Annotated in this window: 26 protein-coding genes and 1 tRNA gene; 13 read left to right on the top strand and 14 right to left on the bottom strand. The window is 64.7% G+C overall.

Going from position 1 to position 24,498, the window contains the following annotated elements; genetic code table 11:
* Positions 1-15 precede the first annotated feature (15 nt).
* Entirely contained in the window at positions 16-444 is a 429-nt protein-coding gene (locus LQK81_RS08840) for a CBS domain-containing protein (protein ID WP_230805425.1), read from the bottom strand.
* 177 nt (positions 445-621) lie between these two features.
* Positions 622-1,374 carry a rhomboid family intramembrane serine protease gene (locus LQK81_RS08835; RefSeq protein ID WP_230805424.1) on the bottom strand — a complete coding sequence of 251 codons (753 nt, stop codon included), beginning with the start codon at positions 1,372-1,374 and terminating at the stop codon, positions 622-624.
* Between the two features lie 288 nt (positions 1,375-1,662).
* Between LQK81_RS08835 and LQK81_RS08830 the strand changes: the two genes are divergently transcribed.
* From LQK81_RS08830 to LQK81_RS08805, 6 genes are all read left to right on the top strand, one after another.
* Positions 1,663-2,307: a PAS domain-containing protein gene (locus tag LQK81_RS08830; protein ID WP_230805423.1), complete on the top strand. Its 645-nt coding sequence runs from the start codon at positions 1,663-1,665 to the stop codon at positions 2,305-2,307.
* 386 nt (positions 2,308-2,693) lie between these two features.
* A complete protein-coding gene (locus tag LQK81_RS08825) occupies positions 2,694-3,305 on the top strand; it encodes a PilZ domain-containing protein (protein WP_230805422.1) in 612 nt (203 codons plus the stop codon).
* A gap of 490 nt (positions 3,306-3,795) precedes the next feature.
* Complete coding sequence (locus LQK81_RS08820) at positions 3,796-4,314, top strand: transglutaminase-like cysteine peptidase (RefSeq protein WP_442967103.1); 519 nt, start codon at positions 3,796-3,798, stop codon at positions 4,312-4,314.
* Between the two features lie 282 nt (positions 4,315-4,596).
* Positions 4,597-5,388 carry a hypothetical protein gene (locus LQK81_RS08815; protein ID WP_230805420.1) on the top strand — a complete coding sequence of 264 codons (792 nt, stop codon included), beginning with the start codon at positions 4,597-4,599 and terminating at the stop codon, positions 5,386-5,388.
* Positions 5,389-5,493: 105 nt separating this feature from the next.
* The gene (locus LQK81_RS08810; protein WP_230805418.1) at positions 5,494-6,960 is read left to right on the top strand and encodes a D-alanyl-D-alanine carboxypeptidase; all 1,467 of its coding nucleotides are present in this window, start codon (positions 5,494-5,496) and stop codon (positions 6,958-6,960) included.
* A gap of 177 nt (positions 6,961-7,137) precedes the next feature.
* The gene (locus LQK81_RS08805; RefSeq protein WP_230805416.1) at positions 7,138-7,392 is read left to right on the top strand and encodes a hypothetical protein; all 255 of its coding nucleotides are present in this window, start codon (positions 7,138-7,140) and stop codon (positions 7,390-7,392) included.
* A 51-nt stretch (positions 7,393-7,443) separates the two neighbouring features.
* On the opposite strand, the gene LQK81_RS08800 is transcribed toward LQK81_RS08805, so the two are convergent.
* The 6 genes from LQK81_RS08800 to LQK81_RS08775 form a co-directional block, all read right to left on the bottom strand.
* Positions 7,444-8,295 (bottom strand): SDR family NAD(P)-dependent oxidoreductase, encoded by an 852-nt coding sequence (locus tag LQK81_RS08800; protein WP_230805414.1) that lies wholly within the window; start codon positions 8,293-8,295, stop codon positions 7,444-7,446.
* Positions 8,292-9,089 (bottom strand): 2-oxo acid dehydrogenase subunit E2, encoded by a 798-nt coding sequence (locus tag LQK81_RS08795; protein ID WP_230805412.1) that lies wholly within the window; start codon positions 9,087-9,089, stop codon positions 8,292-8,294. The genes LQK81_RS08800 and LQK81_RS08795 overlap by 4 nt, the downstream gene beginning before the upstream one ends.
* 97 nt (positions 9,090-9,186) lie before the next feature.
* Complete coding sequence (locus LQK81_RS08790) at positions 9,187-9,774, bottom strand: protein-S-isoprenylcysteine O-methyltransferase (protein WP_230805642.1); 588 nt, start codon at positions 9,772-9,774, stop codon at positions 9,187-9,189.
* A 66-nt stretch (positions 9,775-9,840) separates the two neighbouring features.
* On the bottom strand, positions 9,841-10,425 hold the full coding sequence (locus LQK81_RS08785) for a hypothetical protein (RefSeq protein ID WP_230805410.1): 585 nt from the start codon (positions 10,423-10,425) through the stop codon (positions 9,841-9,843).
* Positions 10,426-10,563: 138 nt separating this feature from the next.
* Complete coding sequence (locus tag LQK81_RS08780) at positions 10,564-10,692, bottom strand: ABC transporter (protein ID WP_230805408.1); 129 nt, start codon at positions 10,690-10,692, stop codon at positions 10,564-10,566.
* A gap of 311 nt (positions 10,693-11,003) precedes the next feature.
* On the bottom strand, positions 11,004-11,600 hold the full coding sequence (locus LQK81_RS08775) for a L,D-transpeptidase (protein ID WP_230805406.1): 597 nt from the start codon (positions 11,598-11,600) through the stop codon (positions 11,004-11,006).
* Positions 11,601-11,825: 225 nt separating this feature from the next.
* On the opposite strand from LQK81_RS08775, the gene LQK81_RS08770 reads away from it, so the two are divergent.
* The gene (locus LQK81_RS08770; RefSeq protein WP_230805404.1) at positions 11,826-12,581 is read left to right on the top strand and encodes an SDR family NAD(P)-dependent oxidoreductase; all 756 of its coding nucleotides are present in this window, start codon (positions 11,826-11,828) and stop codon (positions 12,579-12,581) included.
* Positions 12,582-12,627: 46 nt separating this feature from the next.
* Here the strand turns inward: LQK81_RS08770 and LQK81_RS08765 are convergent, their stop codons facing one another.
* Both LQK81_RS08765 and LQK81_RS08760 read right to left on the bottom strand, forming a co-directional pair.
* Entirely contained in the window at positions 12,628-13,065 is a 438-nt protein-coding gene (locus LQK81_RS08765; protein WP_230805402.1) for a DUF1489 family protein, read from the bottom strand.
* Between the two features lie 68 nt (positions 13,066-13,133).
* Positions 13,134-14,534, bottom strand: coding sequence for an L-serine ammonia-lyase (locus LQK81_RS08760; RefSeq protein ID WP_230805400.1), 1,401 nt, complete (start codon positions 14,532-14,534; stop codon positions 13,134-13,136).
* Positions 14,535-15,200: 666 nt separating this feature from the next.
* Here LQK81_RS08760 and LQK81_RS08755 point away from each other — a divergent pair.
* Both LQK81_RS08755 and LQK81_RS08750 read left to right on the top strand, forming a co-directional pair.
* The gene (locus tag LQK81_RS08755; protein WP_230805398.1) at positions 15,201-15,890 is read left to right on the top strand and encodes a DUF599 domain-containing protein; all 690 of its coding nucleotides are present in this window, start codon (positions 15,201-15,203) and stop codon (positions 15,888-15,890) included.
* Between the two features lie 89 nt (positions 15,891-15,979).
* Complete coding sequence (locus tag LQK81_RS08750; RefSeq protein ID WP_330166540.1) at positions 15,980-17,017, top strand: heparan-alpha-glucosaminide N-acetyltransferase; 1,038 nt, start codon at positions 15,980-15,982, stop codon at positions 17,015-17,017.
* Between the two features lie 7 nt (positions 17,018-17,024).
* Here the strand turns inward: LQK81_RS08750 and LQK81_RS08745 are convergent, their stop codons facing one another.
* Together LQK81_RS08745 and mgtE are read right to left on the bottom strand one after the other, a co-directional pair.
* Entirely contained in the window at positions 17,025-17,411 is a 387-nt protein-coding gene (locus tag LQK81_RS08745; RefSeq protein WP_230805396.1) for a MerR family transcriptional regulator, read from the bottom strand.
* Between the two features lie 66 nt (positions 17,412-17,477).
* Positions 17,478-18,908: a magnesium transporter gene (mgtE, locus tag LQK81_RS08740; protein ID WP_230805394.1), complete on the bottom strand. Its 1,431-nt coding sequence runs from the start codon at positions 18,906-18,908 to the stop codon at positions 17,478-17,480.
* Positions 18,909-19,245: 337 nt separating this feature from the next.
* On the opposite strand from mgtE, the gene LQK81_RS08735 reads away from it, so the two are divergent.
* The 3 genes from LQK81_RS08735 (at position 19,246) to LQK81_RS08725 (ending at position 21,901) form a co-directional block, all read left to right on the top strand.
* Positions 19,246-19,740: a peptide deformylase gene (locus tag LQK81_RS08735; protein WP_230805393.1), complete on the top strand. Its 495-nt coding sequence runs from the start codon at positions 19,246-19,248 to the stop codon at positions 19,738-19,740.
* Positions 19,741-20,296: 556 nt separating this feature from the next.
* Positions 20,297-20,980 (top strand): hypothetical protein, encoded by a 684-nt coding sequence (locus LQK81_RS08730; protein WP_230805392.1) that lies wholly within the window; start codon positions 20,297-20,299, stop codon positions 20,978-20,980.
* Between the two features lie 285 nt (positions 20,981-21,265).
* Complete coding sequence (locus LQK81_RS08725) at positions 21,266-21,901, top strand: class I SAM-dependent methyltransferase (RefSeq protein ID WP_230805391.1); 636 nt, start codon at positions 21,266-21,268, stop codon at positions 21,899-21,901.
* 134 nt (positions 21,902-22,035) lie between these two features.
* Here the strand turns inward: LQK81_RS08725 and LQK81_RS08720 are convergent.
* A tRNA-Leu gene (locus tag LQK81_RS08720) sits at positions 22,036-22,120 on the bottom strand.
* A 193-nt stretch (positions 22,121-22,313) separates the two neighbouring features.
* Here LQK81_RS08720 and lipB point away from each other — a divergent pair.
* On the top strand, positions 22,314-23,087 hold the full coding sequence (gene lipB, locus LQK81_RS08715; protein WP_230805390.1) for a lipoyl(octanoyl) transferase LipB: 774 nt from the start codon (positions 22,314-22,316) through the stop codon (positions 23,085-23,087).
* Here the strand turns inward: lipB and LQK81_RS08710 are convergent.
* A complete protein-coding gene (locus tag LQK81_RS08710) occupies positions 23,060-24,343 on the bottom strand; it encodes a hypothetical protein (protein WP_230805389.1) in 1,284 nt (427 codons plus the stop codon). The two genes, lipB and LQK81_RS08710, sit on opposite strands and share 28 nt — an antisense overlap.
* Positions 24,344-24,498 lie beyond the last annotated feature (155 nt).

Here is a 24,498-nt window from a genome sequence, read left to right as displayed (position 1 = left end):
TGCAGGCGTGTTCGATCAGCCGGCGATATAGGCCTTGATCTCGGCTGCCTCGCGTTCGATCGAGCGGATATGCGCCTTCACGACATCGCCGATCGAGATGATGCCGACGAGGCGCCCGTCCTTTTCGACCGGGATATGGCGGGAGCGCAGCGTGCTCATCATTTCCATCACTTCTTCGACCGTGGCAGCTTCGCCGCAACGATGCACATTGCCCCACATGATGGACGAGATCGGTCTGTCGAGACAATCGGCCCCGCTCTTGGCGATCGCAGCGACGATGTCGCGCTCTGTCAGGATGCCGGAGATCCGGTCGGTACGGTCGACGATGACGATCGCGCCGATGTGATTGTCATGAAGATAGACAGCAGCCTGACGAACGGTGAGCTGCGAACCGGCGGTGACGACGTTTCGGCCCTTTTCGTCAAGAATGGACTTTACATACATGCATTCCTCCCGTGTGCATCATGCCGCAGAGAGGCAGGGTTCCGGACAGGGACACCCTGCCAACCGGTGGACCTGTCATCGACATTTCCACCCGCGTTCCGGCGTGCATGTGCCAGCCGGAACAGGGCAATCGTGCGCCAGGGGGCCGTGGAATGCAAGTCCGGAGCGCGCTTAGCCTTAACCGGCCCGACGCTCCGGGTCCGCTTCGGGGAGCGGCGGATCGAACAGGGGAAAGAAGAAGAAGCCGAACAGGAAGCCGCCGATATGGGCTTCCCAGGCGATCGACGCACCCTCCCCGCCGCCGAACAGCTGGAAGAAACCGATGGCGAAATTGGTCAGGAACCAGATCGCCGAAAAGACCAGGACGGAGCGGTTCGAGAACGCCTCGCGGATCGTCAGCCGCCGGTTCAGATGGGCGAACTGCCGGCTGATTCGCCCGCTTGGCGAGAAGACGAAGCGGGCGGCGGCCCCCATCAGGCCGGAAACGACGCCGGACGCGCCGATCACCACGACCACCTCGCCCCAGTGAAACGCGCAATGCAGCGCCACCGACGCGGCCGCCGACAGGCACCAGAACGCGAGGAAACGCCGGGTGCCGATCCGGCGGACCACCGGCGCCCCGAACGCCACCATCCAGAAGCCGTTGAAGATCAGGTGCTCCCAGCTGCCGTGAAGGAAGGAATAGGTCACCGGCGTCCACAGCCAGGCCCAATCCGCCGCCATGAACTGCGGCAGGTAGCGGGCTGATATGAAGGCGAACTGCAGCAGCACCCACTCGTCCTGCTGCGGCGTGAGGAGGTAGGTCCGGACGACATGGACGAATGTCAGCAGGGCAAGCGCTGCGACGAGGCTGCCCGGCAGGTTGAAGGCCGGCTCCCGTTTCCTGGCCTGTTCGGCGAGCACGAGCCCGCTGTCGTCGGTATCACTCATAAAATCCGCCAATAAGAAAACAGGTGACCAGCGCTTATACAGATAAAATAAGGGCCGTACAGCTTTCGCCATACGGCCCCGAGCCCCCAACCCCGGCCCTGAAATGTGTGCTGAAGGTTTCCCCTCATGAAGTGATGACCATCCTGTGCCATGTCCGGACGGAACACACAATCGAAACCAATGGTTAACCTTAATGCCCGGGCTGGCACGATCTTCGCTTGGTAATTCCGAACCGGCGGACGCCGGCACATGACGTGCCGGTTTGACACAGCACGGAATGGAATACCGATGCAGGCGACGACGACAGCGATCTTTCAACACTGGTCGGCGGTGAAAGGAAACCGCGACATCCCCAACCGGCGCGACATCGCACCGGCGGCACTTCAGCATTTTCTGCCCGACCTTTTCATCCTGGAACAGCTCGCAGGTGGCGGTGTGTCGTTCCGGCTCGCCGGCACGCGCCTTTGCACCCTGTTCGGCCGCGAACTGCGGACCACGGGCTTCGAGCGCCTGTTTCCTGCCGACCTGCGTCCCCGCATCCTCAGGATCTGCCACAACATCATGAACCAGCGTACGCCCGCCGTCCTGCACGCGGCCGCCTATGGGCGCTCGGTCCAGGCAACGCCTGTCGAGATCGCTCTGCTGCCGATGACCTCGCACGGCTCGCGCGCCGACCGCGTCTTCGGCGCCTTCTGTCCCCTCACCGCCGTCCAGCCGCTCGACATGCCGCTCCGTCACCTGTTGCTGAAGACGGTGGAGGCCATTCCGCTGGCACTCGAAGAATCCGGGGAGAACACAGCGGCCCTGTCCGGCGCCCTGCCCCCGTCCGCGCCCGCCGCTCCGGCAACCACCGTCGTCGCCGTTCGGCGCCACGAATTCGGCCAGGCCGTCCGCCGTGTCCTCCACCTCAAGGTGTTCGACGGCGGCCGCTGATACCAACCTGCACTGATATTGACCGATTGCACCGGAGCGATTTTGGCCTGCGGCCAAGAGAAAACCGCAGTCGGACCTGTCGGTCCGGCGAGGATTTTCGACGCCGTCCGCAGTCCAAAGGCGCCCGGCCCTCCGGGTGGGCCGCCTGTCGGCCACCGGCGGCGTCGCAATCCTCGACCGATGCCCAGGCATCGCTCTGCGGTATGCTCCTTTCCGGATGACCGCAGGCGGTCCCACGCAATTCGGTCAATATCAGCGCAGGTTGGTATGAGGTCTGCAACCTTAAATCATTCCAATTCCCAACAGTTGCAACGGCACGGGAACGGACTGTTAACCTCGAAAGGTTAGGAGTTGGAAAGAGAGATTAATCAGGCCTCCGTCCGCCCATGTATTCGTTTCAGCAAACGTCGCCGGCGACCCATCGAACACAGCCTGACCAGCGGAGCTTCCAGCGCGTTTCCGTCAATCTCCCGGGCCGCCTCATGCTGCCCAACCATGACGAATACGAATGCACCGTCATAGACATGTCGCCGGGCGACGTGTTTTTCGCCTGCCATGCGCGTCCGCGCGCCGGCGAGCGGATCATCGCCTATGTCGATCACCTCGGCCGCATCGAGGGCACCGTCAGCAAGAGCACCGACGACGGCTTCGTCATCCTCGTCAATGCGACCGAACGCAAGCGCGAGAAGCTCGCCGCCCAGCTCACCTGGATCGCCAACAAGCATGAACTCGGCCTGCCTGAAGACCGCCAGCACGATCGCCTGACGCCGCGGAACGGCCGCACCGAACTCTCCCTCGACGACGGCCGCCACTATCCCTGCCGCATCATCGACCTCTCGCTTTCCGGTGCTGCGATCGATATCGAGGTCCGCCCGGCCGTGGGCACCCCGGTCCGGCTCGGTAACATGCGCGGCCGGGTCGTCCGCCATTTCCAGGAAGGCGTCGCGATCGAGTTTTCGAGCGTGCAGTCGAAGGAAGCCCTGACAGCCTTCCTCTGATCCGAAACCCCACCTCTCCCAGGTCGTCCTGCGAAATTTGTCGCCGGGCGCAATTTCGATTTGCCGACACCGAGAGCGATCGAAGCGCCGCGAACCGCCCCGAATCGGCCACCCGACCGTGGCGCCGCCCAGGGGCCACCCGCGCCGCGCCGGCGCTCGCAGCAACACCAATTCGCTGAAAACTCCATAAAATACAATGATCTGACAGGAATTTCCCGGTCCGGAACGCCCTTCCGCGACCCCGAAAATCGATAGAATTTTACTTAAATTTTCTTCAAATATAAATCGAATGTATTTCTGATTTTATTCTTATACGTCGAAACATTGACCTAAATTATACTTCGAGACTTCGCGTGGAATAAAAAGATTGATGCCATTGTTCCCTCAACACAGGGACACGGCAATGATCAAGAAGACTTCCTGGACAGGGACACTCGCAGTTCTGATTTCCTTCGCTTTCGGCGCCGCCGCCTTGGCTGCTCCGGCGAGCATGTCGGTGGCGGGGCCGACGAACCAGCCGATCGGCCACTACGAGTTCTGCAAACAGCACGCCGACGAGTGCACCGCCATGGAGGCGGACCGTCCGATGGTGCTGACGGAGAAGAGCTGGAAGCAGATCCTCGAGATCAACTACAGCGTCAACAGCGCCGTCGAACCGATGACCGACCAGGAGATCTACGGCGTGGAGGAGCGCTGGAGCTACCCCGGCAGCGCCGGCGACTGTGAGGACTACGTTCTCCTGAAGCGCAAGCGCCTGATCGAGGCGGGCTTCTCCGCCTCCGACCTGCTGATCACCGTGGTCCTGCAGCCGAACGGCGAAGGCCATGCCGTCCTCACCGTCCGCACCGACCGCGGCGACCTGGTCCTCGACAACATGCGCGATAAGGTCCTGCTCTGGTCGGAGACCGAGTATCGCTTCCTCAAGCGCCAGTCCGAGCGCCATGCCGGCCGATGGGTGAAGCTCGAGGACGGCCGCGCGACGGTCGCCGTCGGCAGCGTAAACAAGTAGCCGTCGATCCCGGACGCCCCTCCTCGGAAGGGCTACGGCTTCAGGCAAGAGCAAGGGCCCGGTCAGTCCCAATCCCGTCCCGACCACGGCCCTGGCGGTCGGCTCTCTGTCCCTTGGGCCGGCCGCCGTTTTTGGGGACTTGCACCGTCTGCGGTCACCCGTTAACCGAATATCAACCATATCCGAAACACCTTCGGTTGCATGCAGGCAAGCTCCGCGCCGGGTCCGCCCGGTAGCGTCTCGCCTGGCCCTCTCCCTCCCCAGGGTCGCTACGGGACGATCATGCAAACAAGCCCCCATGCCATGGACACCGAAGCGGACACCCTCGTTTCGCCCCGCTTCCTCAAGCGGCTGACGCTCGGCGTGGCAGCCCTTGCCGGCCTGACCGTCGCCATCAGTATCGGCGGGCGGACGATCGGCGAACACATCGCGCTGGCCGGGCACACCGAGGATCGCACGAACGTCAACGTGTTGATCGGCCAGGACCTCCTGCACCTGCCCGCCAACGCCATCCGCTTCGAGGACCAGCGCGTGAGCGGTCCGACCGACCGGATCGATCTCTACCTGACCTGGCCTGAGATGGAGGGCTACACGGCCGCCAACCGAAGCCGCTTCAACGACGTGGCAAGGCCGGAAAGCCTGATTTTCCTGCAGCTTTCGCAGAGCACGATGTCCCGCGACATGTCCGGGCGGGTCGGACCGATCTATTCGCACCTCTTCGACGGCACACCGGAAGACGCCCCGGCGGGCCTGACCCTGCGCCGGCTGAAGGCAAGCTCCGGCTACGAGCAGGAAGTGCTCCTCACCGCCCCCCTGCCGGACGGCTCCACCTATGCGGTGCGCTGCATCCTGCCGGGGTCCGGGCATGCCACCACCAGCGCCGATTGCCAGCGCGATATCCACATCGGCGACGATCTGTCGCTCCTCTACCGGTTCTCGAGCAGACTTTTGCCGCAGTGGCGGGCGATGGAGCAGGTCATCAGAACCTTCGCCGGCGCGAGCCTGACCGAAAAGGGGCACCTCTCCCCCCGCCGCCCCGAACACCAAAATGCGACAGAAACGCTCAACCAATGATTCATCATAAACCGATTGGTAACCCTGCACCGATAGGATCGCTCAAATCGTCGTTCGCCTCATGGTCCGAACGAAACAGCAATCAGAGACTTGAAGAGTAACAGCGTGTTCCGTTCCGTATTTTCCGTCCTCCTTTCGCGCGCGGCCGGTCTTGCAGGTGCAACGGCAAAATGCCTGTTCGTGGCGGGCGCCGTCGCGGCGGCCACAGCCTCCACAGCACAGGCAAGTCCGAAATATGCAGGCATCGTCATCGATGCGAAAACGGGCAAGGTCCTCTATAGCGAAGCCCCCGACGAGCTGCGCTACCCCGCCTCGCTGACCAAGATGATGACGCTCTACCTGACCTTCGAGGCGCTCGAGGCCGGCAAGATCAGGAAGAACACGCAGGTTCCCGTCTCCAAGCATGCCGCAGGCGAGCCGCCCTCCAAGCTCGGCGTCCGCCCCGGCAGCAAGCTCACCGTAGACCAGGCCATCCAGGCGCTCGTCACCCGTTCTGCGAACGACGTAGCCACCGCCCTCGGCGAATTTCTCGGCGGCTCCGAAGACCGCTTCGCCCGCATGATGACGCAAAAGGCGCGCGCGCTCGGCATGACGCGCACCGTCTATCGCAATGCGCACGGCCTGCCCAACACGGCGCAGGTCACCACCGCGCGCGACCAGGCTCGCCTCGGCCTCGCGCTGCGCCAGCACTTTCCCCAGTATTACGACTATTTCAGCACCCGCAGCTTCCGCTATGGCAAGCAGACGATCGGCAACCATAACCGGCTGCTCGGCGCTGTCCGCGGCGTCGACGGCATCAAGACCGGCTACACCCGCGCTTCCGGCTTCAACCTCGTCACCTCCGCGCAGGCCGACGGCCGCAGCGTCGTCGGCGTCGTCATCGGCGGCCGTTCGGGCGGTTCGCGCGACCAGCAGATGAAGAAGCTGATCGCCAGCTACATGCCGAAGGCCTCGCGCCGCGGCAGCGGCAACCTGATTGCCGAGACCGCCGATGCACCGACGCTGACCGCCGGTGCCGCCGCAAAGGCCGTGTCCGCGAACGTCGCCTCAGCCGCCGCCGCTTTCGATCTTCCCGACAACGGCCCGGTCCCGACCTACCGCTACGAGGAGACCCGGATCGAGACGGCCTACGCCGCCACCTCCAGCGGCAACGCTGCCGGCGTCGTCGGCAAGGACGCACTCGCCGCCACGCTGCGCATCCAGCGTCAGGTCGCAACGCCGCAGCCGGCGATCGAGGATGTGATCGAGCAGGGCGATGCCGACAATTCGGTCGATGCGCTCACCACCTCGTCCACCGCTGCCGCCGCATCGGAACTGTCGGCACAGTCCGGCTGGGTGATCCAGATCGGCGCGACTCCGGACCGCAACCAGGCGCAGATCCTGCTCGACAACGCCAAGGACCGTGGCGGCAAGGCCCTGCGCGGCGCCCAGCCGTTCACCGTCGCCGTCGGCGAGGGCAACGGCCAGCTCTACCGGGCCCGCTTTGCCGGCTTCTCCGGTCAGGACAGCGCCGTCAACGCCTGCAAGGCCTTGAAGAAAAAGGGCTTCGCCTGCTGGGCGAGCCAACAGTAACAGCATGAACGACGCAGGGACACGATAACAGATGGACCAGCGGCGTTGGAAATTCAGCCTCGGTCGAGGCATTCGCCGGACGGGTTTGTTGCCCGGCGACCGAGACCGGGCGGGCGGAGCCGCCTTAAGGCATCCGTCGACCTCGATTGGGTTTTGCGTACGAGGGACAATACGGTCATGAACGAGAACGTCACCGGCACGAGGCAAAGAGCCAGGCGGGATCTTAGGAGCAGCCTGCACCCGCTGCATGAGGCGGCGCTGCGGATCGCCGACATCGGGCTCAATCGTTCGCGCGCCCGCACCAAGGATCTGGTCGGCATGCTGCTCGCGCACGGCGCCCGCGCCTGGCGCACCGCGCAGCCGGAGGTCGGCATCCATCTGCATGTGCATCGCAACGGCCGCAGCCATCCCATCAGGATGCGCGTCCGCTAGGAGGGGCCACGCCCTTCCCTTCCTCCGTCGGATCACCGTCGCGACGGCCGCCTATTTGCCGCAACAATTGCCGTAGCGCTTGCCGGAACCGCAGGGGCAGAGATCGCCGCTGCGCCGTTGCAACCGGGCGATCAACGGCAGCATCAAGGCGGACGGCACCACCGATGATGCCAATGCCGTCAGTTTGGCCGAAATGCCGGGGATGACGAGCCGGCGTCCGGCCCGGAACCCGCGCCAGGCGCGTTCCGCCACATAGTCCGGCTCAAGCCGCGGCAGCACCTTGAACAGCATCGACTTCCCTGCTCCCGACAGCTCGAGGAATTCGGTCGCGACCGGACCCGGGCAGGCGCAGGTGACCGTCACGCCGATAGGGCGCATCTCGGTGTGGAGCGCTTCGGAGAAGGAGCGGACGAAACCCTTGCTGGCATAATACATCGCCATGCCGGGTCCCGGCGTGAAGCTGGCAATCGAGCCGAGATTGAGCACGCCGCCGCGCTTGCGGGCCGCCATCCCTTTCAAAAAATGCAACGTCAGTTCGCTGAGCACCCGGATGTTGAGATCGACGATGCCGATCTGGTCCTGCACGGGCAGGAGCGTCGCAGCGCCCCGCAATCCGATCCCGGCGCTGTTGACGAGAACGTCGCAGTAGAGCCCGTTGCGGTCCAGTTCCGCCTGCAACCGCCGTGCCGCGTCCAGGGCCATCAGATCGAGGGCGACCGTGAGTGGCTCCGCCCCCGCAGCACGCATCTCCGCCGCCACGTCGGAAAGCCCCTCACGGGACCGGGCGACGAGCACGATCGGCCCGCCCTCACGGGCGGCCACCCGGGCGATCGACCGGCCGATGCCGCGGGAAGCGCCGACGACGACCACGGCCGGCCTGTTTTCGACGGAGACGTCGGTCATCCCGTCGTCCTCGCCGCCGGATGGTGACCGGCCCCCGCCGAAGACGCATTGCCGCCCGGCATGCCGTTGACCTCGGAAGCCACCTCGCCGTTCAGGATCGCCTCGAAGCGCTCAAGCGCACGGGCGACGTTCGCCCCGTCCATCACGCGGTGGTCGTAGAGAATACGCACGGTCACCGTGCCGTCTTCGCGGATCGGGCCGTAATTGAGCAGCGTCGTCAGCGGCGTCAGCGGGTTCAGCGATTCCGCGCCGAGCCCCGAATAGACGGAGAACTGGAAGGTGCCGAAATGGCGGCCGCGCCGCCGGGGCAGATTGAGCCCCAGCCACATCAGGAGCCAGCGCAGCGGGCCCGGCAGCCGCGCGATCTTCAGCGCGCGGCGGAATTCCTTGTTCTCCAGTACCGGACGCGTCCGCGCGGCTTCCATCATCGCCTGGAGCTCGGTGATCGTCCGCCGCTCCGGCCCCTTGATGGACCCCAGCAGCACGATTCTCTCGCCCTCGAATTCGCGCTCGTGGGCGACGGAGGCAACGCTGAGCGCATATTCGTAGAAATGCGGCCAGGGCAGCTTGACATAGGCGCGCCTGAGTTCCGGCACCTCCTGCGAAAGAAGCCCGTAGCCCTTGACGAAGAGGACGCTCCAGGAGGGCCGATCCGGCCGGGCCGCGCGCGCGGCCACAAGCGGCGCGATATTCATCTGCCGCTGAACGGTCACCCGCGGGATACCGATCGAAAAGCGCATCAGATCGCAGACGAGCCGCCGCGGCGCCGAAATCTTAAGGGCCCTGCCTCGCATCGTTCCTCCGAAACCCGCGCCTGTTCGCCTGCGGTCACGACATGATGGAAACCATCACCCGGAGTGCAGCGAACGACCTGAAAGCCCGTGGCGCGTCCTAGTAGACAAACGGTATGATTCGCTTCGTCCTGTCCATGTAGGTCCGGTATTCGGTGCCGAACGTGTCGAGCATCATCCGCTCCTCCCGGTCCACCCGCAGGAAGAACAGCAGCGCGAAACCCGCGAGCCCCGCCAGTCCGACGAACCAGTTGGCGAGCAGCAGCGCCTGCCCCATCGCCATCATCAGGAACGAGGTATACATCGGATGGCGGACGAGCGCATAGGGCCCGCCGGACACCAGCCTGTGCTTGTCGCGGATCTCGAGCGTGATTGACCAGTTCTTGCCGAGTTCCTTGTGCGTCCTGCGGAAGAGCCAGACGGCGGCGAAGAACAGGGCGGCGCCGAGGACGACCCGGAAGGCGCCGGCCGGATAGTCGGCGGATGCCGGAAAGCCGGTGGCGACATAGATCGCCGGCACCAGCCCCATGCCGAGCATCGCAGCCCCCAGACCGCACATGTCGACCGGCGAGCGCCGGTTCAATACGACCCGCGTGCGCCGCGCGCGACGCTCGAACGGATAGCGGATGACGTACCAGGCGATCCCGCCCAGCACCCAGAGGACCGCACCCAGGGTCGCGACAGACATACCCATGCCGTTCACCGCAAGCCCTCGCCCGGCCGCGGCGTCGACGTCTCCCGATCGGTCATGATCTTATCCCCCATTCATCTCACGAAGCTTCGTGATGAACTGCTGCGGCCGGAGCCAGATCGCCGGGGCCTTGTAGCCCATGGAGCGGGCGATCTCCGCCACGAAGGCGTTGCAGTTGTAGACGGAAGCCTGCCAGACCTTGGATTTCGCCTGCAATTGCCGGATGAAGGCCACCGTCTTGCGGTACTCCGCCTCCGTCAGCATAACACGCCAGCTTGCCGACCTGTACTCTTCTTCCAGGTCGCCGTCGCTGGCGCCGGTCTCCGCCGGCACCGGAACGAAATGGCCGAGCACGTAGGGAGTGGGATCGTTCGAGGCCGGCGCAAGTCCCGCCACCTCCTGGGTGGCCGGCTTGCCGCCCTTCCCCATCTGGCCGAAGACCACGTAGGAATGGCCGTAGGTGAGCGCATAGCGCGACCGGAATTCGATGTAGTAGCGCGCCGCGCTCCGGTTCGTCTCTGGCGCGCCGGCGTAGCCGCGAAATTCGGATGTGTAGCGGGGAAGTGGCGGCTTGTCCTCCGATTGACAGGAGGCGAGTGCCAGGGAAAAGAGGATCAAAAGCGATGTATGGCTCTTGCCCAGCGTCATGAACACGCTCCATCGCATGCCACGTAAGTCGTAGGCCTGCACTGTTCTGGGATTGCCTTGTGCACTCCGGGCCGGAGCACGCATTTCAAGCTGGACGGGGAGGCACCGCAAGGCGCCTCCCCGGACCAAGATCAGTCTTTACTTGTAGACCGGGGCCGGCTGTTCGACCGGAGGCGGAGCCTTTCCCTTGCCCTTGCCGACCGTGTCACATGCCGTGAGGCCGGCCACGGAAAGCACTGCTACTGCCAGAATGAAAAGTCTGCTCATCTATGTGTCCTCTCCTTGATTCGGAATAGGTTTTCGAAGGCAACACCTTAGTAATAGCCGCAAAAACAACAAAGGCATAGTGCAGAAGCGCCACAAAGTTAATTCGTCGGAAGAGCGGCCAAGATCAGATTTTTCAACGGCTTGTAGCAATTGCGTGATGAGCGTGGTCTGTACCCGTCATCGACGCGGACAGACCTGTTCGCCCCGGACGATATTTGCCCGGACGAATCGAATTCTTGCAGGTTTGGCCGCTCGTGAGCCGGCTTGGGATCGTCGGCGGGCGCCTCCGTTCCGGTGCCCTCGCCCGGATGTCAGATGATGACGACCCGGGCCCCGATCGGGGTCCTGTTGTAGAGATGCACGATGTCGTCGTTCGTCAGCCGCACGCAGCCGCTCGAGACCGCCCGCCCGATCGACCAGGGCTCATTGGTGCCGTGCAGCCGGAACAGCGTGTCCTGTCCGCCCCGGTAGAGATAGAGCGCGGCAGCCCCCAGCGGATTGTTCGGCCCGCCCTCGACGCCGCCGGCATATTGCGCCAGGTGCGGCTTCCTGCGGATCATCGACGCCGTCGGCGTCCAGGACGGCCATTCGGCCTTGCGGCCGACGCTCGCCTCTCCCTTGAGGGTAAGCCCTTCCTCACCGACGGCGACCCCGTAGCGGGTTGCCCGTCCGCCGCCCTCGACATGGTAGAGGTAGCGCTCATAGGTGTTGACGACGATCGTGCCCGCCGGCTCGTAGCCGTCATAGGCCACGCTCTTGCGGCGATACTGCCGGTCGACGCGATAGCTGGAATAGTCCGAAGGCATGTAGCGGGAATATATCGAACGGCAGCCGGAGGCGCCGGTGGCCAGAAGCCCGAGGCTGGCGAGCAGCAGGGCCCGGCGGCTGGAAGAAAAGTCTTTTTTCATGAGCACCTGTCAGCGATCAGACCAACCCCTGCAGCTAGAATTAGCATCACGTTGCCGATTGGCCAAGCCTCGTAGCAACAGGGACGGCCGGAACCTGCGCACCGCGATCCGCATTAGGAGGTGCTGTGTGCTGTCCACACCGCACTTTCGGCCAGGGTCGAAATGGCTTGCTTCCCTTAGCGGCCTCTGTTCGACTGGGTAAAAACAATGGATGGGAGGGGGAAAATGACCTCTGGCTTTTCCGAAAAAGTGGCTCTCGTCACAGGCGGCGGATCGGGAATCGGCGCGGCGGTCTGCCGGCGTCTCGCCTCGAACGGCGCACAGGTCGTCGTCGCCGATATCGATTCGGAAGCGGCCCGGGAGGTCGCGACCGCGATTCGGGAGAGCGGCGGCGAGGCAAGGGATGTCGCAGTCGACGTCACTGATGCGGAAGCGGTCGAGCGGCTTGTGGCATTTGCCGTTTCCAACTGTGGCGGGCTGCATCTGGCCGTCAACAATGCCGGCTTCCACGGCAGCCTCGCCATGACGGCGGACTACCCGCTCGACAATTGGCGCAAGCTGATCGACGTCAACCTCAACAGCGTCTTCTATTCGATGAAGTACGAGATCAACGCCATGCTGGCCGCAGGCGGCGGAGCCATCGTCAACATGGCCTCCGTGCTCGGCTGCGTCGGCCTTCCGGCGACCGCGGCCTATACGGCGGCCAAGCACGGCGTGGTCGGCCTGACCAAGGTTGCGGCGATCGAATATGCGCGGCACGGCGTGCGCATCAATGCCGTCGCGCCCGGCTGGATCGAGACGCCGCTCCTGTCGGAGCATGCCAAGCTCGCCGCCAACAAGCGGCTGGAGGCGCTGCAGCCGATGGGCCGTCGCGGCACGCCGGAAGAGGTAGCAACCCTCGTCAGCTTCCTCCTCTCCGACGAGGCGAGCTTCATCACCGGCAGCTGCCATCTGGTGGACGGCGCCTACACCGCCCATTGACCGGGGAATTGCGCCGGGCGGATGCGGCCCGGGCGGCCTGAGCCGCCTATAGCAGACCGAGTTCGGCGAGTTCGCGGCGCAAATCCATCGGCAGTTCGGCGCCATCGGCGCCGAGGCTCTTGAGGTCGCGCGGCGCCTCCTCGACCTTCAGGTAGCGCCAGCCCTGGAAGGCCCGTTTCGGCTGGAATTCCGTCTCGATCACTTCCGGCCCGAGCACCAGTTCGCAGCGGCCGATGCCGTCCGCGTCGGTGAAGGTCTTCAGGTCGAGCAGCGGCTGCCGCGCCTGCACCTGCCCCTTGATCACCCAGTAGAGCGAGCCCCCGTCGAGCAGTTCTGCGGCGCGCTTCGGCACCATCCGGGTAGTATGGCTCGAAGTCGGCTCGAGGCCGGCGGCCATCGCCACCAGCGCCCGTCTGGAAACCCACTCGCGCAGGTCCTCGATCGAATCCGCGCCGACACAAAGCTTGATGAGATGCAGGGCCATGGCCCCTTCAACGCGTTTCCGCAGCCGGCGTCAAGCCGGACGAAACCGCTCCACAGCCGCAGCCGTCGTCAACATTCGACGACGTTGACGGCGAGACCGCCGGTCGAGGTCTCCTTATACTTCTCGTTCATGTCCACGCCCGTCTGGCGCATCGTCTCGATGCAGGCGTCGAGCGGAACGAAGTGCGTGCCGTCGCCCTTGATCGCCAGCGACGCGGCCGTCACCGCCTTCACCGCGCCCAGCGCGTTGCGCTCGATGCAGGGAACCTGCACGAGGCCCGCCACCGGATCGCAGGTCATGCCAAGATGGTGCTCCAGCGCGATTTCCGCTGCGTTCTCGATCTGCTCCGGCGTGCCGCCCATCACCGCGGCAAGGCCCGCGGCCGCCATCGCCGAGGCCGACCCCACCTCGCCCTGGCAGCCGACCTCGGCGCCGGAGATCGACGCGTTGTGCTTGATGATGCCGCCGACCGCAGCGGCGGTCAGCAGGTAGTCGCGGATGCCGTCGGCATCGGCGTCCTCGTGGAAATGCAGGTAGTAGCGAATCGTTGCCGGCACGACGCCGGCGGCGCCGTTGGTCGGAGACGTGACGACCCGGCCGCCGGCGGCATTCTCCTCGTTGACCGCCATCGCATAGACGCTGAGCCAGTCGTTGGCCAAGAGCGGATTGGACTTGTTCGAGCGCCATTCGGCATGCAGCTTGTCGTGGATCATGCGGGCGCGGCGCTTCACCTTCAGCCCACCGGGCATGATCCCCTCGCCCTGCAGGCCGCGGTCGATGCAGTTCGTCATTGCGGTCCAGATCGCGTCGAGGCCGGCATCGAGCTCGGCGCGCGACATCGCCGTCTCCTCGTTCGCCCGCTTCATCTGGGCGATCGTCAGGCCGGAACGCTGCGCCATCTCCAGCATCTCGTTGGCGGTCGCAAACGGAAACGGCACCTTGCGCTCGCTGGCCTGCGCCTTGGTGGCGCGCATCGCCTCCAGTTCCGTGTCGGTGACGACGAAGCCGCCGCCGACCGAATAATAGATGCGCTTCAGCAATTGCCGGCCGTCGCGGTCATAGGCGGAAAAGGTCATGCCGTTGGCATGGCCGGGCAACGGCGTCTTCTTGTCGAACACCAGGTCGTGCTTCGGCTGGAAGGCATAGGACGGGTGGCCGGGCGGCGTGATCCGGCCGGTGCGCTCCACCTCGGCGACGATCTCGTCCATCCGGTCGGGATCGACCAGGTTCGGGCGCTCGCCCATCAGCCCGAGGATGACGGCGCGGTCGGAGCCGTGGCCGACGCCGGTGAAGGCGAGCGAGCCGTGCAGGCTCATCCGGATCGCCGCGACGGCAGCCCCGGCCGGTCGCGGCCAGTCCGAAGACAGGATCAGGTCGAGGAAGCGGTTGGCCGCCGACATCGGTCCCATCGTATGGGAACTGGAGGGGCCGATACCGATCTTGAAGACGTCGAAGACGGAAAGAAACATGCCGTGGACCTGCCGAAACCCTGGACCGCATCGCAGCCCGAACTCACCTGTTAGATGGCGACGACAGGCGCGGACGGCAATACGTGAAACCCTTGAACGAAGCTACGCGATAGCAGGAAGGGCACAAGGCAGCGACCCGACATTCGCTGATACGCATGCGACATCCCCGACAGGCCGCCATCGAGCGCATGGCAGGCCCAGAAAGGCGGCCAACAAAAAAGGCGCGCCACGGATCGGCGCGCCCTTTCAAGTCTCTATCAGTGAACTCTCTCAGTTGCCGCCGAAGAGATACACAAGGCCGAGAAAGCCTGCAAAACCGAGAACCATGCGGAACGTAAGGCCCCAGCAGGCCTTCTGAACGGAACTTTCCATGATTTCCCCAAAATGGTGAACGACATGCCGTGCGGTGCCAATCGCCCGCCGACGGCCCCTCATTAGTGAAGGAAAGATGAAAAGGCAATGCGGAAAAATGGCCAAACCATGGCAGATGCACAGTGGCGGTATTTTAGATACATGGCATATTATTAAAAATCAACAGGTTGACCTTCGAAGACATGTGCAGACTGCATGCCTGCCCGCCACACAATAGCCGGCAATATGAAAATCGCGCCCCATCCAGCCTGGCACCGGTTTGCAAGATGCCCAATCCGTGGCAAATCTCCAACCATGACCATCGCCGATCCGATCGCCTTCGTCTTCTTCATCCTGCTGTGGCTGGCCTATGCCAGGATCACGGACAACCGGCGCTTTCGCGACCGCGTGAGCCTGACGCGGGCGATGAATGCCCAGCGCGCCGCCTGGATCCGCAACGCCATGCGCCGGGACCTGCGCATGATCGATACGCAGATCATGGCCGGCCTGCAGAACGGTACCGCCTTCTTCGCCTCCACCTCGATTCTCGCGCTCGGCGGCTGCTTCGCCCTGCTGGGCGCCACCGAACAGGTCTTCATGATCTTCGGCGACCTGCCGCTGGTGTTCCAGGCGGGGCGCGCGGGCTTCGAGCTGAAGGTCGGGGGACTCGCCTGCATCTTCGGCTATGCCTTCTTCAAGTTCGGCTGGTCCTACCGCCTGTTCAACTACTGCACCATCCTTCTCGGCGCCGTGCCGATGGCCGGCGACATCCACAAGGACCCGGCCGGAGCCGACCTTGCCGCCGACAAGGTGATCCGCATGAACATCCTTGCCGCCAGCCACTTCAATGCCGGGCTGCGGGCCATCTTCCTGTCGATCGGCTACCTCGGCTGGTTCGTCAGCCCCTACCTCTTCATGGTCACCACCTCCTTCATCATCTTCGTTCTCATTCGCCGGCAGTTCTATTCGGAGGCGCGCCGGACCGTGCTGGAACAGGTCGACTGAACCCGGCAAGGCCGGCCGATACCGCTTGCGACGGGGCGCTCCCTCCTCTAGCCATGCAGTTCAGCCAGAATCCGCGTAGACAGGCCCCCATGACCGACCGACAGACGCCCGCCTCCACCGAGCAGACCCAGGATTCCGCGGCAGCACGCATGGGCGGCAAGGTTCCCGCCCGGCGGCTCGCCTGGCTCGACGCGGCGCGCGGGATCGCGCTGGTCGCCATGGCGATCTACCACTTCAGCTGGGATCTCGATTATTTCGGCTATATCGCCCCGGGCACCGCGGCCACCGGCGGCTTTCGCATCTTTGCCCGCCTGATCGCCGGCAGCTTCATCTTTCTCGCCGGCTTCGGCCTCGTTCTCGGCCATCGCCCGGCCATTCGCTGGCGGCCGTTCTGGATCCGGATGGCGAAGATCGTCCTGGCCGCGCTCGCGATCACGGTCGCGACCTATTTCATCTTCCCGTCCAGCTTCATCTTCTTCGGCATCCTGCACCTGATCGCGGCGGCAAGCCTGCTCGGCCTGCCGTTCCTGGGCCTGCCGGTCACCATCGTGCTCCTGTGCTCCGCCGCCGCCTTCGCAGCCCCGCACTTTCTGCGCAGCCCCGTCTTCGACCACCCCATGCTCTGGTGGATCGGGCTGTCGCTGACGCCGCCACGGTCGAACGACTATGTGCCGCTCCTTCCCTGGTTCGGCGCGTTCCTCCTCGGCATGGCGGCTGCTCAGCTCTATGGCAAGTGGGCGAAGCCCCTGCCCGCGACTTCGGACCGGCGCACAGAAAACCGGGCCGTTTCGCTGCTTGGGACAGCCGGCAGGCATAGCCTGCCGATCTATCTGATCCACCAGCCCGTGCTGATCGCGCTAGTCTATCTCTTTTCGCTGGTCGTGCCGCCGCCGGCAGCCGATCCGGTCGAGAGCTATCGCAACAGCTGCGTCGCGGCCTGCAGCAGGGACACGGATGCCGGCTTCTGCAGCACCTTCTGCGACTGCACGCTCGATCGATTGGTGCAAGGCAACCTGCTCGACGCGCTGAACCGGGGCACGGTCAACATGGCGGACGCCCGCATCGCCGAGATCTCGCAGCAGTGCACCGTCGAGGCCTATTCGACGACGCCCCCTCCGGAAGAATAGGAAACCGTCAGGTCCCGACGCCGATTTCGGCCAGCCGCGTCAGGCAGGCTTCCTCGACATTGTCGAGTTCCGCCAGCGTCTCGTCGATGTCACGCCGCTTCTGTCTGAGATCGTCGCGCTTCACGCTGACCTTCTGCATGAGAAGCTGCAACTGGCCCATTTCGCCGGGAGGATCCTTGTAGACCTGGATGATCTCGCGGATCTCGGAAATGGTGAAGCCGATACGGCGCCCGCGCAGGATTTCCTTGATCAGATGCCGGTCCGCCGGGCGGAACAGGCGGGTGCGCCCGCGACGCTCGGGATGGATCAGGCCCTCGTCCTCGTAGAAGCGCAGCGTCCGGGTGGAGACGCCGAACTCGCGCGTCAGCTCTGTTATGGTGTAGTACTTGTTCACGCCGGCTCCGATATTTTCTGTCGGCGCAATTTTATTTACTTTTACGTGAAAGTCAATTTTTGCGGCTCACGCGATCGCAAACCACCAGGTCGCAAGCCCGAGAAACGAGAAGAATCCGGTCGTATCGGTCACCGCGGTCACGAACACCGCCGAGGACACCGCAGGGTCCGCGCCGACCTTGTCCAGCACCAGCGGAATCAGGATCCCCGCCAGTGCCGCGGCCATCATATTGATCAGCATCGCGGTGGCGATGATCCCGCCGATATCCGCATCCTGGAACCAGAGCCCGGCGACCAAGCCGATCAGAGTCCCGCACAGCATGCCGTTGAGCAGCCCGACGCCCGCCTCGCGGCGCACGACGCGCCAGGCGTTGTGAATGTCGAGGTTGCGCGTGGCGAGCGCGCGCACGGTCACCGTCATCGTCTGCGAGCCGGCGTTCCCGCCCATCCCGGCCACGATCGGCATCAGGATCGCCAGCGCCACGATCTGCTCGATCGTCGCCTCGAACAGCGAGATGACGGACGCGGCGATCGAGGCGGTGAAGAGATTGACGAGCAGCCAGGGCACGCGCGAGCGCGATGTCTCTAGCACCGTGTCCGAAAGCTCTTCGTCCCCGACGCCGCCAAGCCGCATCAGGTCTTCCTCGGCCTCCTCCTGGATGACGTCGACCACGTCGTCGATCGTCAGCACGCCGACGAGGCGGCCGTTCTCGTCGACGACGGCGGCCGAAAGCAGGTCGTACTGCTCGAAGACCTGTGCCGCCTCCTCCTGGTCCATCAGCGCCGGGATGGGATGGCTGGTCTGACGCATGACCGCCTCGACCTTGACGTCGCGCTTGGAGCGCAGCACCCGGTCGAGCTCGACGACGCCGAGCAGGCGGAAGGTCGGGTCGATCACGAAGATTTCGGTGAAGCTGTCGGGAAGATCCTCGTCCTCGCGCATGTAGTCGATCGTCTGGCCGATCGTCCAGAACGGCGGCACGGCGACGAAGTCCGAACGCATGCGCCGGCCGGCCGTGCTCTCCGGATAGCCGAGCGAGCGGCGCAGGCGCACGCGTTCGGTGAACGGCAGCTTGGCGAGGATCTCCTCCCGGTCCTCCTGGTCGAGGTCCTCCAGGATGTAGACGGCATCGTCCGAATCCATCTCGCCGATCGCCGCTGCGATCTGCTCGTTCGGCAGGTGCTCGACGATATCGAGACGGATCGCCTCGTCGACCTCGGTCAGCGCCGCCAGGTCGAAATCAGAGCCGAGTAGCGAGACGAGCGCGCGGCGCTGGTCCGGCTGGATCGCCTCCAGCAGGTCGCCCATCTCCGATTCGTGCAGGTGGGCGACGTGGCGGCGCAGGAACAGGATGTCGCGATCGGCGACCGCAGCCCCGACCTGCAAGAGGAAATCGCTACGGACGGAGCCGTCCGGCGCATAGATGTCGTCGACGTCGGCAACCTGCGCCTCGGCAGGGCGGGCGCGCTCGCGATCGTCTTCGCCGGTGTCCGTCATCCGAGCCGCTCCTACACGATGCATGTCCCGGCAACGCGCCAGCCTGAAACGCGAACGGGACGGGAAATGGAATCTGCGCCGATTTGCCGACGAACAGGGAACGGGCATCCCTGCAGCCGGTTCCGTGCTAGCGGAAAGCATTGACATGGTCCACACCGCCCACGGCAATTCCGGCCGTGTTCGCGGCAAAATTCTGCGACTGTTGCCGATGGCCCAAAACCCGATTGCAAGCGGCCGCCTGCAGCGGCGACGCGATCCCCCGGGCGCGGTCCAGACCGGGGCTTCCCAATTGCCCACCGGCCCGCTACGTCGGTCACAGACAAACCGGGGAACCTTCATGACGATACGCCCGATCCTTCGCTTTCCCGACGCCCGGCTGCGGGCACGCTGCGCAGCCGTGACGCGCTTCGACGACACGCTCGCGGCCCTTGCGGCCGACCTTGCCGAGACGATGCGCGCCGCGCCCGGCATCGGCATCACCGCCGCCCATGTCGGCGCGTTGCAGCGGCTGACGGTGATCGAACTCGACGGGCCGGCCTCGACGCGCGTCTACGTCAACCCCGAGATCGAGTGGTTCTCCGGGGAGACCCGCAGGCACGTCGAAGGCAGCGTGTCGATGCCGGGACTGACCGAGGAGGTCGAACGCCCGGCGAGGGTCAGGGTCGGCTACCAGTCCCTCACCGGCGACCGCCTGACCGAGGAAGCCGACGGGCTCCTGTCCGTCTGCCTGCAGCACGAGATCGACCAGTTGGACGGCATCTTCTGGATCGACCGGCTGTCGCGGCTGAAGCGCGAACGCATCGTCAGGAAGTTTCGCAAGCTGCAATCCTGAGCGCGAAGGAGACCGGTCGTCCGCGTCGTTCTCGATATCGGTTTAGATAGTTTCCGCAAACGGCTGATATGCCTTGCATATGCCGCACTCAGGCCTCTCGTTGGCGGCACCCTGCTGGCGTTGGCCGACGAAGATCGGGCCGCGCTGGGAATGATCGGTCAGTCCGTCATCCCGCCCTACGTCGAAATCCCGTGGAATACCACCATACATACAACTCCTGATCTAGGCCGGGCATGTAACCGGTCTCGACGGGCTGGATGCAACCTACGCACTAAGATTGCTACCGCATACCACCATTTCACTGTCAGGCACGACTGACCATTGCCAACGGAAACATATACTTTCTTCGTCAAGTATTGCCCCCGCTTCAAGAGGTGACCTCATGAACATGGCAGGCGTTGTCAACAGAGTCATGGCCCACGACTTGTCTTATGTGTTCGGGCGATTTCGCACCGTTCGCAGCGCCTACGGAACCGTCCGTCGCGCGCTGGAAGCGATGCGGCCGGCCTCGCGTGCCACATCAGGCAATGCATCGACCCTCTTTCCGGATGCCGACGTGAACGGCATCATCCGCAGCATTCGCGACGAAGCCGTGTTCGTCGGCCTCGACCTCCCCCCCAGGAGCATCGAGGCGATCAGGGCCTTTGCGCTGACGGAGCCGCTGCATGCGATCTACGATCCGAAGGGGCCGACCTTCCGCTATGCGGAGGTCTTGAACGGTGTGGCGGCCGACGGACGGAAGATGCCGATCGGCGGCATCACCGACCCGGCCCGTTGCCCGGAAGTCCGGGAGATCATCAACGATCCCGTCCTGCGCGCCATCGTTCGCGGCTATCTCGGACACGCACCGCGCAAGATCACGACGATCCTCGACTGGAGCTTCGGCTCTTCGATGAGCGACGAGGAGCGGCGCCAGCTGAAGCACCACGTCATCGACTATCACTACGACGTCGGCGGCTACGATTTCCTCTATGCCAGCTTCTATATCACCGACACCGATCGCCATTCCGGCGCCCACGTCATGATCAGGCGCTCGCACAAGGGCAAGCCGCTCAGGATGCTGCTGGGATCGGCCCGCGCCAGCCAGGAGGCCGTCTACAAGGAATTCGGGCGCGACAAGGAGCTCGTCATCGAAGGGCCGGCGGGGACCGGCTTCGTGGAGGACACCTCCTGCTACCACCGTGCGTCCCCGCCCACCCGCGGCGACCGCCTGATGCTGGCAATCCGCTTCATCAATTGAGATCCGACGGTCGCCGCAGAGCCTCCACGTCGAAGATGCGGACTGGCAGAACGCCGGCGAGCAACCTGTCTGCGGTCGGCCGGACCGAACCGGCAGGCCGATGGCGGACATGTTCCGGCGCAGCAAAGGCAGGACCGGATTGCGCAGCCTACGGCCCGGCCTGTCTCAACCTGAGAAACGGCCCGCCTTCAACGGGCTGCTGCTCTCCCGGCGGATGCGATCGCATCCGAAAGATGATATCCTCGCCACCGTCATGAGACGACCGGCGCCCGTTGAGGACATCACATGGCGAAGGGCTATTTCTCCAAGCGCAGGAATTTTCTCTACTACCGATACGTCGAGCAGATCGTGTCTGTGCTGGCGTCCGACGCAAGGTCCTATCTCGATGTCGGCAGTTCCAACGCCGAATACATCGAGCGTTTCCGCTGGATTCCCGTCCGCCACACGGTCGACATCCGCCATCCCTATACGTCGCCGAACGTGGTCGGCTTCGAGCAGGACTTCTTCACCTTTCAACCGGAGGAGAAATATGACTTCGTGTCCTGCTTCCAGGTTCTCGAGCATATTCCCGACGCGGCCGCCTTCGCGCAGCACCTGACGCAGATGGCGGACCGGGTGCTCGTCTCCGTCCCCTTTCTGTGGCCGAAGGGCAGTTGCAGGCACCATGTCCACGACCCGGTCGATCTTGAGAAGCTGAGCGGCTGGTTCGGCCGGGCACCCGACTACAGCATCGTCGTGGAGGAGCCGCTGCGCAAGCTTGCCAAGGGCCGGCGCCTGATCGCCTACTACCACAATGCCGGAGAGATGCCGTCCTATGTCGATCTGCGCAAGAACCAGCGGAAGGCCGGAAGTACCCGAAAGAAGACCGGCCAGGTCACACCCCGCACGTATCCCGCCGCGGCGGCAAAAACGGAAGCGTAGTCGGGGCGCAGCGAGCCAAATCAGGCCGCCAACTGCCTCGCGCGAAAAGAGCGTGCCTGTGCATGCCTCCGCAAGGAGACCGCAAACTTCAAATCGCTGAATAAAAACAAAAAACCCGGCCTGAGCCGGGTTCTTGGTGCGGTCGAGAAGACTCGAACTTCCACGGGTTGCCCCACAGCGACCTCAACGCTGCGCGTCTACCAATTCCGCCACGACCGCATCGTGGTAGGTGCCGATTTGCGCCGGCGGGGCTGCATGTAGCAAAAGCCCTGTGGGTGCACAAGGCCATTGCAACAGAAATCTGACGGCAAAGACAACAATTTCAACAGCCCTCGCGAACGGGCGAATTCGGCCCTCAAAACCTTGCGTCGGCCGGCCTATATTGGCAGAGAAGGGCCTGAAGGACCGTACCATGCAACGCGCAGAACTCGAAAAATCCATGCACGCAACCGCGGGCTCGCCGCCGATCCGCTGGCGTATCGAGCCCGGACTCGTCCCCTATGATGTGGCCGTGGAGACGATGGAGCGCGAGGCTGCGGCGATTGCCGCCGGCGAGGCCGACGAACTCGTCTGGCTGGTCGAGCATCCACCGCTCTATACGGCCGGCACCAGCGCCGACGGCGCGGACCTCGTCGATCCGGATCGCTTCCCGGTGTTCCAGACCGGGCGCGGCGGCGAATACACCTATCACGGCCCGGGACAAAGGGTCGTCTACGTCATGCTCGACCTGAAGCGGCGCCGGCAGGACGTGCGCGCCTTCGTCGCCGCCCTCGAGGACGTCGTCATCGAGACGCTGGCGCAGATGAACGTCCGCGGCGAACGCCGCGAGGACCGCGTCGGCGTCTGGGTGCGACGCCCGGAGCGCCCGCCCTTGCCCGACGGCTCTCCGGCCGAGGACAAGATCGCCGCGATCGGCATTCGCCTGCGCCGCTGGGTCAGCTTCCACGGCCTGTCGCTGAACGTCGATCCGGAACTCGACCATTTCGGCGGAATCGTCCCCTGCGGTATCCGCGGCTACGGCGTCACCAGCCTCGTCGACCTCGGCCTTCCCGTCGCGATGGGCGACGTCGACATCTTCCTGAAGGGCGCCTTCGAGACGGTATTCGGCCCGGTGGCAGCGCTCCCCCCGGACGATCGGCAGGCTTGTCCGAGCCAGCCTCAGCCGAACAGGCGGTCGCAGGCGTAGACGATCGCCGATCCGTGCAGCCCGACGGCCGCATAGAGCCCGCAGCCGGCCAGGATCCTCTCCCCGTTCGTCATCGGCACCAGCGAGTGCCGCGGCTTCACCGCACTCCGGCTGCCGAGCATGCTGAGCAGCGTGAACACCGCAAGTCCCGCAAGCAGCGCCATCGGCGGCAGGCCGACCCGCCAGCCGGTGCCGAGAACGAGAAGCGCCACCGCGAAACTGGCGACGACCAGGGCCGGCCGCGAGGAGAACACCTGCCGCAGCACCTGCCCGCCGTCGAAGCGCTGCATCGGCAGGAGGTTCAGGAGATTGAACGCCCCAAGGATGGCGAGGAAGACGAGCACGATCCGCCCGGCCTCCGCGTGGAAAGCGCCATCCCGGGCGAGCAGGACGTGCAACGCCGACAGCACCGGCACCAGGAAGGCCGACAGTCCGGCCCCCATCAGGGCGCAGAAAGCGACCTCGAACAGGGAATTGTAGGGCCGCCCGCCGATCGCGATCCCGCCCAGGAAGGGAATGAAGATCATGCGCACATGCCGGTGCCCGCAAGCCCGGTAGGCCGCCATGTGGCCGAGTTCGTGCAGGACGATCACGACCGTCAGCATCACGGACAGCATCAGGCCGTAGAGGTGGAGGCCGAAGAAAGGCCAGAGCAGCAGCGTCGAGAGCACCGCGAGCCCCGCCTGCACCGGTGATCGCTCGAACAGCCCGTTCGGTACCGACACACCCTTTCGCAACCATTGTTCGAGCGCGCTGGTCTCGCGTCTCAGCGAAAAATACCGGAAGAGCAGGAAGGCGAGCCCGCGATAGTCGTCCGTCTGCTCGATCGTCAGCACGCTGCCGGAGGCCGTCGCCGACAGCGAGCGCCGCTCACGGAAATGCCGCCAGAACGATGGATCCAGAGCGCTATCGTCGACGACCCGGGCGCAGAAAGCGAGACGCTCCTGCCCCGGCTCCTGACCGTGTGCCGTGACGTCGCTCACCTGGAGTGTGCGCAGGATCGGCTTTCCCGTCCTGTCCACATGCGCATAGGCCTGCCGGACACGGCCGTCGCCGATCCGCGTGCTGGAGATGACAGAGTGGTGCCAGTCCGCGTTAGCGCCCAGCGGGAAGACCGCCGACCAGATCTTCATGGCATCCGCTTCGAAGGTCCGGCGCAGGCGAAGGGTTCGCCGGCCGAGCGGAGCGGCCAGCAGCAGCCAGACCAGGCCGAGATTGATGCCGAGCAGGATGACAACGGACAGTTCCGGCGACACGCAAACGCTCCCCGAGCCACCTGACAGCCGCGCCGGAAGCCGGAGCGGCCCGGGGCGGAATTCCACGAACGATACCTGCGGACCGCGTCTGACCCGTCAGCGGTACGCCGGTCCCACACTATGCTTCAAATGTTAAGAAACGCATCCGGCAGAAC

Source organism: Rhizobium sp. GN54 (genome assembly GCF_021026345.1).
GTDB lineage: Bacteria > Pseudomonadota > Alphaproteobacteria > Rhizobiales > Rhizobiaceae > Mycoplana.
This window is presented reverse-complemented; position numbering and strand designations above follow the sequence as displayed.

Coding starts and splice junctions, on each gene's coding strand:
- LQK81_RS08805 (WP_230805416.1), top strand. CDS start 7,138: ATGAACGAGAACGTCACCGGCACGAGGCAAAGAGCCAGGCGGGATCTT.
- LQK81_RS08835 (WP_230805424.1), bottom strand. CDS start 1,374: ATGAGTGATACCGACGACAGCGGGCTCGTGCTCGCCGAACAGGCCAGG.
- LQK81_RS08760 (WP_230805400.1), bottom strand. CDS start 14,534: ATGTTTCTTTCCGTCTTCGACGTCTTCAAGATCGGTATCGGCCCCTCC.
- LQK81_RS08725 (WP_230805391.1), top strand. CDS start 21,266: ATGGCGAAGGGCTATTTCTCCAAGCGCAGGAATTTTCTCTACTACCGA.
- mgtE (WP_230805394.1), bottom strand. CDS start 18,908: ATGACGGACACCGGCGAAGACGATCGCGAGCGCGCCCGCCCTGCCGAG.
- lipB (WP_230805390.1), top strand. CDS start 22,314: ATGCAACGCGCAGAACTCGAAAAATCCATGCACGCAACCGCGGGCTCG.
- LQK81_RS08795 (WP_230805412.1), bottom strand. CDS start 9,089: ATGCGAGGCAGGGCCCTTAAGATTTCGGCGCCGCGGCGGCTCGTCTGC.
- LQK81_RS08775 (WP_230805406.1), bottom strand. CDS start 11,600: ATGAAAAAAGACTTTTCTTCCAGCCGCCGGGCCCTGCTGCTCGCCAGC.
- LQK81_RS08815 (WP_230805420.1), top strand. CDS start 4,597: ATGCAAACAAGCCCCCATGCCATGGACACCGAAGCGGACACCCTCGTT.
- LQK81_RS08780 (WP_230805408.1), bottom strand. CDS start 10,692: ATGAGCAGACTTTTCATTCTGGCAGTAGCAGTGCTTTCCGTGGCCGGC.
- LQK81_RS08840 (WP_230805425.1), bottom strand. CDS start 444: ATGTATGTAAAGTCCATTCTTGACGAAAAGGGCCGAAACGTCGTCACC.
- LQK81_RS08770 (WP_230805404.1), top strand. CDS start 11,826: ATGACCTCTGGCTTTTCCGAAAAAGTGGCTCTCGTCACAGGCGGCGGA.
- LQK81_RS08800 (WP_230805414.1), bottom strand. CDS start 8,295: ATGACCGACGTCTCCGTCGAAAACAGGCCGGCCGTGGTCGTCGTCGGC.
- LQK81_RS08755 (WP_230805398.1), top strand. CDS start 15,201: ATGACCATCGCCGATCCGATCGCCTTCGTCTTCTTCATCCTGCTGTGG.
- LQK81_RS08750 (WP_330166540.1), top strand. CDS start 15,980: ATGACCGACCGACAGACGCCCGCCTCCACCGAGCAGACCCAGGATTCC.
- LQK81_RS08830 (WP_230805423.1), top strand. CDS start 1,663: ATGCAGGCGACGACGACAGCGATCTTTCAACACTGGTCGGCGGTGAAA.
- LQK81_RS08820 (WP_442967103.1), top strand. CDS start 3,796: ATGTCGGTGGCGGGGCCGACGAACCAGCCGATCGGCCACTACGAGTTC.
- LQK81_RS08825 (WP_230805422.1), top strand. CDS start 2,694: ATGTATTCGTTTCAGCAAACGTCGCCGGCGACCCATCGAACACAGCCT.
- LQK81_RS08790 (WP_230805642.1), bottom strand. CDS start 9,774: ATGTCTGTCGCGACCCTGGGTGCGGTCCTCTGGGTGCTGGGCGGGATC.
- LQK81_RS08765 (WP_230805402.1), bottom strand. CDS start 13,065: ATGGCCCTGCATCTCATCAAGCTTTGTGTCGGCGCGGATTCGATCGAG.
- LQK81_RS08735 (WP_230805393.1), top strand. CDS start 19,246: ATGACGATACGCCCGATCCTTCGCTTTCCCGACGCCCGGCTGCGGGCA.
- LQK81_RS08785 (WP_230805410.1), bottom strand. CDS start 10,425: ATGACGCTGGGCAAGAGCCATACATCGCTTTTGATCCTCTTTTCCCTG.